Source organism: Endozoicomonas sp. SESOKO2 (assembly GCF_024606245.1).
In the GTDB taxonomy this organism is placed as follows: domain Bacteria; phylum Pseudomonadota; class Gammaproteobacteria; order Pseudomonadales; family Endozoicomonadaceae; genus Endozoicomonas_A.
This window is the reverse complement of the sequence record NZ_JAHHPQ010000303.1, coordinates 21,958-28,797: the sequence shown is the minus strand read 5'-3', so window position 1 is coordinate 28,797 and position 6,840 is coordinate 21,958. Positions and strand designations below refer to the sequence as shown.

The window sequence follows — 6,840 nt, the reverse complement described above, 5'->3', positions numbered from 1 at the left end:
CCGACGGTGCCGTTATTTTCTAGTCTATTCATGCTCGGAATCTTCGAAGTGAGTATTTGTTCTCGATTAGAAAGAAAATTCAAAATTAATGCGGTTACATAGAGTCGCTTTAAGGATGAAAGTTCATAACATGTCGTTAAGCACAACTAACAAAAATGCCGCCCACCCATGCATTTTCTTTGCCTTTCTCCACAACAAATAATGAACAGGCTGGATGCTTGTTGCTCAGGGTCTATTGAGAAGTGCTTCCTGCGCTTCCATCATCAGGATTTCCTCCAGTGCCCTCAGGCCGGCAAGATAGCCAGAATAAGAGGCCGTTATAGCTTGTCTGGGTAGATCGTGATGGACAGCAACATCCCCTGCAGTCAAAACGCCGCTCTGACAGGTGTGGCTCCAACGGTATTCGTTATCCAGACTCTCGGGCGCTATTGAGCCAATTCCCAGATCCTCCGGCGAGTATTCCAGTGTATTGGCAATGACGCCGTCCACCATGATGGAACGGTTATCAGCCTGAACGCGGTAGAGATTTTCCAGAGGCATCAAGGTAATGGTATCTGCCGTTATTGTAGAAACGGATAACCTGAGGAGCTGCTTATCCAGACTTATAAGCAGGCTGGATTCAGTGTCAGGGACTGGCCAGAAGCTTTTCAACGGCTTTCTGTTTCGGGTATCAATGAGAACAACATCAAACCCGGATCGGCTGGCGTATAAAGCAGCGGTTTTCCCCCCAATCCCTGCGCCAAGGATAGCGACCCTCCTTTTCGACCAAACACTTTTTGTCACCGTTTTATTCAGCCACTGGGCAGAGGTTGTTCCCCTGGCCGCAGCCATCAGGAGAGTAACAAAGGGGCTATCAACAGAACCGAGTGTGAGCATGTTGCTCTTCATCAAGGGCTGAGACCATGGAGTTTGGTTGAAATCATAGCGTTGGATATAGTCCTTGTTATTCAGACAAATATCAGGGTAGATACCGGATTGAGGCTTCTGCCCAATGGCTGAGAATACACCTGAAACAGGAAGACTCAGCCTGCGCCTGCCGCCCTCAAAACTCAATGTACTGGCATTGAGCAAGCCATTCTGATTGATGTAAATGGACTCCAGATTATGTTCGAAATAGAGAAAAAGAGCCTTCTTTCTTCTCTCCAGTGCATTGTAGAGAAGATCAATCATGATACTTTCTGCCTTGAAGCTACTGCCTTGTACAGCAAGATGGACCTTATTGGCATTGAGGCTGAGCAAGCTGATAGCTTGTTCAATGGCTGAGGCTCCTCCACCCACCACCAGAACATCTTTTTCTGCAAACCTGGGACCGTCACAGTCGGTACAGGTAAATACCCCATTACCTTTGTAGGGCTCCAGAATCGTCGGCAGGTTGGGCTTTGCCCCCGATGCCAATATGACAAGGGTCGCATAATAGGCAGAACGCTCACCTTGTAAGACCTTCAGGGTTCCCTTCAGTTGAGTTTCAACAATATGATCTTCAATGATTTGAACATTAGGATTGCTGCTTGCCTTGTCTTCCATCAACTTTTGCAGGCTTGACCCCTTGATTGTCAGGCTTCCGGGCCAGTTTTCAATGGTACCCGCTCCTTCAAGCTGACCCTGGCTTTTATGACTTTTTATCACCCGTATCGTGACTGATGGGTTGAATCTTGCAATCGTCTGGGCGGCTGTCATGGCTGCAGGACCTCCACCTACGACCACAACAGAAGGCGTAAGCGCCCTGAGTGTCGGACTGAGGAATAGGGTGAGCAGCAGGCAGACTGTCAACTTGTTGATATTTTTATATTTCATTTAAAAAAGTGTTCAGCAATAAGCAGCTCATTGCGGGGTATATTTCTTTTAACTTTTGTTATTCTTTTACCTGCCTGATTCTGATTCAGCGGCCGGGGTTCCTGAAGTACCTGAGCAATGACTTACTCAGGCTGATGGGTAAAAAATAGAGCAGATTTTTAATTTGTGAATACCGCTGCCAAAATTTAAGCCTTTTTCCGCCAAGCGGTCAGGATTAAAAGCCAAAGACTGCGTTAAACCCTGATGCCTCATTGCGACTCCCGGAGCTAGTCTTACAGCTGACAGTTTTAATGCTTAACAAAAACGAGGAAAAGACCAAGATGAGAATTGCATTGTCGGCACTGCTGAAAGTCGCCGCTATTGCTTCACTGGGTTTCTGGTGGCTTTGGCTGTTTATTGGCACAGCGTATTACTATGTTTTGCAGGAGAATTCTCTCTGGGCGTCAGCGCAGTCAGGTGCGGGTGTTGCTTTGACTGTTTTTGTCGCAGGTATGTTGAGCTGTCATTTATCCGAGATATTGGTACCGGTTAAAAAATGATTGCTCCCAAGAGATGTCGTCAAGGGGCCGTGAGCCTGCAAATAGACTTTGTCTGGTATCCGCCCCTAAAACCTTTGGCTCTTAAACGTTTTTAAAGTTTCATCGTCAAAGCTACGGCCAGATTTCTGGCAGCCCTGATCAGATTCTCTTCTCCTTTCATCAATGCCTTTTCAAGACTGACAGCTCCATGCACCACAGGAAACAGGGCATCGATTCCCTGAGCATACACGGCGTCTGCACCCTGCCCAACTGAACCAGCCAATGCCACCACCGGAAGATCCAATGATTTGGCGATACGAGCAACACCCACAGGGGTTTTACCCTGAGCAGTCTGGCCATCTATACGACCTTCACCCGTAATGACCAGATTGGCCCCTTTGACCTTTTCAGCCAGACCAACAGCATCCATGACAATTTCAATACCGGGCTCAAGCCGGGCATTGAGAAAACCCAGTAATGCCGCCCCCATGCCACCGGCCGCTCCGGCACCGGGCACGTCACGGACAGAGACACCCAGATCGCGTTCCATAATCCGGGCATAATGCCCAAGGGACTGATCCAGAGCTTCCACCATTTCATGTGTAGCACCCTTTTGCGGGCCAAAAACAGCAGAAGCTCCATTGTTACCGGTCAGAGGGTTATCAACGTCACAGGCAGCGATGATTTCAACCGATTGCAGGCGCTGATCCATGTTGGAGGTATCGATGCTGCCGAGGCTTTGTAACGGTTCTCCACCGTAAGGCAACTCTTTACCATCGTCGCTTAATAACCGAACCCCCAGAGCCTGCATCATACCGGCACCGCCATCATTGGTTGCACTGCCACCAATCCCGACGATTATTTTTTTAACACCTCTATCCAACGCACTAAGGATCAGTTCTCCAGTTCCCGCTGTGGTTGCAATCATCGGGTCACGCTGATCAGGACTGACCAGCTCCAGCCCGGAAGCCCTGGCCATCTCGATGACCGCCGTTGCGCCGTCACCCAGTACGCCAAATTCAGCCTGAACCTGATGGCCCAAAGGGCCTGTGACAGGCACTTTTATAAAATGACCATCCGTGGCATCAATCAGTGACTGAAGTGTTCCCTCGCCACCGTCGGCGACGGGTACTTTGACATACTGAGCATCAGGAAGAATTTCCTTAAAGCCGGTTTCGATCGCTGAGGCGACCTGGGCGGCGGTCAGGCATTCTTTGAAGGAATCGGGGGCAATGACTATTTTCATCGGTCTTCACTCTTCCGTGTCAGGCGATCTTTATGATGCCGTAAATGTATGGTACGCGTCAGCGACGTGTTGAAAACAAATATGGAACCATAGAGCCAAATTTTAATAAAATCAGCCTGAGTCTTTTATGTTCGGGTCTGATTCGTGTCCATTGTTTCTCGTTTACTGGTTTTCTTCTGCGCTGCCAGCTTTCCTTTTTCTGTCTGGTCTGCACTCACCAGCTTTTCTCAGGCCAAGCGGGAAGCAGTAAAAATCTATTCCAATCACCTCACCAGTTTTTATTGCGGCTGCGATATAACCGTGCAGGGCAAGAAACTGGTGCCTGATCTTGAATCCTGCGGATATGAGGTACGAAAACAGCCAAACCGAGCTTCAAGAATTGAGTGGGAGCATGTGGTACCAGCCTGGGAATTTGGTCATCAGCTGCAGTGCTGGCAGGAGGGAGGTCGTAAAAGCTGTGGCAAGAATCCCGATTTTCGCAAAATGGAATCGGATCTCCACAACCTGGTTCCTGCAGTCGGAGAAGTGAATGGCGATCGATCCAACTACCGCTTCGGCTTTCTTCAAGATACACCTGACATGTATGGTCAGTGTGACTTTAAAGTCAATTTCAAGCAGCAAAAAGCACAACCGCCGTTAACACAACGAGGCCAGATTGCCCGAATCTATCTCTATATGGCAAACCGTTACGCCTTCAGACTCAGCAAAAGTCAGAGAAAGCTCTATGAAGCCTGGGATCGACTCTATCCAGAAACAGCCTGGGAAGTTGAGCGTAATGCTCGTATTGCCGCGGTTCAGGGCTGGGGAAATCCATACATTTCAGAGCAGCCATAGGGATGAATCAGCGTATTCGACTGTCCTATCAGCAATCGAGGTATTATCATGTCCGATTAGCTCACTTTTAAAGCTCCCAAGGTTTATTAAGAATGGAACAGACCTTCATCGGCGATGATGGCGTAGAGCGACAGTCACTGAGAGCCTACACAGAAAGCGCATACCTGAATTACTCCATGTATGTCATTCTGGATCGGGCCCTGCCCCACATTGGCGATGGCCTGAAGCCAGTACAGCGCCGTATTGTTTATGCCATGAGCGAGCTGGGGCTGAAAAATACCGCCAAGTTTAAAAAATCAGCCCGTACGGTGGGTGATGTTCTGGGTAAATTTCATCCCCATGGCGACTCTGCCTGTTACGAGGCCATGGTATTGATGGCTCAGCCCTTCTCATACCGCTACCCGCTGGTAGATGGCCAGGGAAACTGGGGGTCGCCGGATGATCCCAAATCGTTTGCTGCGATGCGGTATACCGAGTCCAGGCTGACTCGCTATTCTGACGTCCTGCTCGGTGAGCTGGGGCAGGGCACAGTGGACTGGGTAGCTAACTTCGATGGAACACTGGAAGAACCATCGATCTTGCCCGCCCGATTACCCAATCTGCTGCTGAACGGCACCACTGGTATCGCCGTGGGTATGGCGACGGACATCCCTCCTCATAACCTGAGAGAAGTCGCAAACGCCTGTATTCATCTGTTGGATCATCCGGGCTCAGGCACTGCCGAGCTGGTTGAGCATGTTCTGGGACCGGACTTCCCCACCGAAGCTGAAATTATTACCCCCCGCGAAGAAATTCTTAAGATCTACGAGCAAGGGCGAGGTTCTTTGAGAATGAGAGCCGTCTACCAGCAGGACAGTGGAGAGATCATTGTCGCAGCGCTTCCCTATCAGGCTTCCGGGGCGAAAATTCTGGAGCAGGTGGCCGCCCAGATGCAAGCCAAGAAGTTACCCATGGTGGCAGACCTGAGGGACGAATCAGACCATGAGAATCCTACCCGACTGGTGATCGTTCCCCGTTCCAATCGTATCGATGTGGATGGTTTGATGAACCATCTGTTTGCCACGACCGATCTTGAGAAGACCTACCGGGTCAACATGAATATGATCGGTGTCGACGGTAAGCCCCAGGTCAAAGCTCTGGATACCCTGCTGAAGGAGTGGCTGGTCTGGAGAACCGATACCGTCAGACGTCGCCTGCAACACCGCCTCGATAAAGTGCTGGCCCGGCTTCATATTCTTGAGGGGTTGCTGGCAGCCTTCCTGAACATTGATGAAGTCATCGAAATTATCCGCAATGAAGACAAGCCGAAAGAAGTCATAATGACCCGGTTTGGTCTCTCTGAGGTTCAAGCGGATGCCATTCTGGAAATCAAACTGCGTCAGTTAGCCAAACTGGAAGAGATCAAAATCCGTGCTGAACAGGAAGAGTTGGAAAACGAGCGCAAGAACCTTGAGCTGACCCTCAGCTCCGAGCGTCGACTGAAAACCCTGGTCAAAAAAGAGATCAAGGCCGATGCTGAGGAATTTGGTGATGACCGTCGTTCACCTCTTAAGGTTCGTCAGGAGGCCCAGGCACTGTCTGAAACGGATCTGATGACATCTGATCCAGTGACTGTCGTGCTGTCTGAGAAGGGTTGGGTGCGTTGTGCCAAAGGTCATGAGGTTGATCCTGCCAGTCTCAACTATAAGTCAGGAGACAAGTATCGATTGTCTGCCAAGGGCAAGAGTAACCAGTCTTCAATCTTTATAGACTCCACTGGTCGCGCTTATTCTATTCAAACTCATACTCTTCCCTCTGCACGGGGCCAGGGTGAGCCACTGACAGGACGCGTCAACCCTCCTTCCGGAGCAACCTTTGAAGGGCTGTGTATAGGCGACAGTAATGATTGTTACTTGCTGGCCAGCGATGCCGGTTATGGTTTTGTTGTTCAGCATTCCGATATGGTCAGCAAGAACAAGGCCGGTAAGGCTCTGCTGACTCTGCCCAAGTATTCCCAGGTTATGTCGCCCGTACCGGTAACGGCAGAAGATCAGGTGCTGGCAGCCATCACCAACGAGGGACGCATGCTGGTCTTCCCGCTTTCCGAATTGCCGAAGCTGGCAAGAGGTAAGGGCAACAAGATCATTAATATTCCTTCGGCACGGGCATCGGACCGAATCGAGTTGATGGTTCATCTGGCGATAATGAACTCGAGCGACGCTCTGGTTCTGTACTCAGGCAAGCGTCATGTGACGTTGAAATCGGCAGACATTGTGCATTATCACGGAGAGAGAGGCCGCAGGGGTAACAAACTTCCCCGTGGCTTCCAGAAAGTGGATAGTTTTGAGGTTATACGGGCAAACGAAAAAGAAGAGAGCTAAGCCCGAAGAATGGGCAACTCGGTTCCATCACTGCAGGGTTTTTATAGCCGGACTGCTGGCGGCCGCTAAAAACCCATGATGGTTTGTT

5 protein-coding genes are annotated in these 6,840 nt (G+C 50.0%); 3 read left to right on the top strand and 2 right to left on the bottom strand.

Annotated features, from left to right (window positions below; translation table 11 throughout):
- Positions 1 to 225: 225 nt before the first annotated feature.
- On the bottom strand, positions 226 to 1,794 hold the full coding sequence (locus tag KDK17_RS07030; RefSeq protein WP_257281840.1) for an FAD-dependent oxidoreductase: 1,569 nt from the start codon (positions 1,792 to 1,794) through the stop codon (positions 226 to 228).
- Positions 1,795 to 2,114: 320 nt separating this feature from the next.
- On the opposite strand from KDK17_RS07030, the gene KDK17_RS07025 reads away from it, so the two are divergent.
- Positions 2,115 to 2,333: a hypothetical protein gene (locus KDK17_RS07025; RefSeq protein WP_257287694.1), complete on the top strand. Its 219-nt coding sequence runs from the start codon at positions 2,115 to 2,117 to the stop codon at positions 2,331 to 2,333.
- A 91-nt stretch (positions 2,334 to 2,424) separates the two neighbouring features.
- On the opposite strand, the gene KDK17_RS07020 is transcribed toward KDK17_RS07025, so the two are convergent.
- Positions 2,425 to 3,558, bottom strand: a complete 1,134-nt coding sequence (locus tag KDK17_RS07020) for a glycerate kinase (RefSeq protein WP_257281842.1) — start codon at positions 3,556 to 3,558, stop codon at positions 2,425 to 2,427.
- A 144-nt stretch (positions 3,559 to 3,702) separates the two neighbouring features.
- Here KDK17_RS07020 and KDK17_RS07015 point away from each other — a divergent pair, with 144 nt between their 5' ends.
- Both KDK17_RS07015 and parC read left to right on the top strand, forming a co-directional pair.
- Complete coding sequence (locus KDK17_RS07015) at positions 3,703 to 4,392, top strand: endonuclease (protein WP_368736441.1); 690 nt, start codon at positions 3,703 to 3,705, stop codon at positions 4,390 to 4,392.
- 92 nt (positions 4,393 to 4,484) lie between these two features.
- The gene (gene parC / locus KDK17_RS07010; RefSeq protein WP_257287693.1) at positions 4,485 to 6,752 is read left to right on the top strand and encodes a DNA topoisomerase IV subunit A; all 2,268 of its coding nucleotides are present in this window, start codon (positions 4,485 to 4,487) and stop codon (positions 6,750 to 6,752) included.
- Positions 6,753 to 6,840 lie beyond the last annotated feature (88 nt).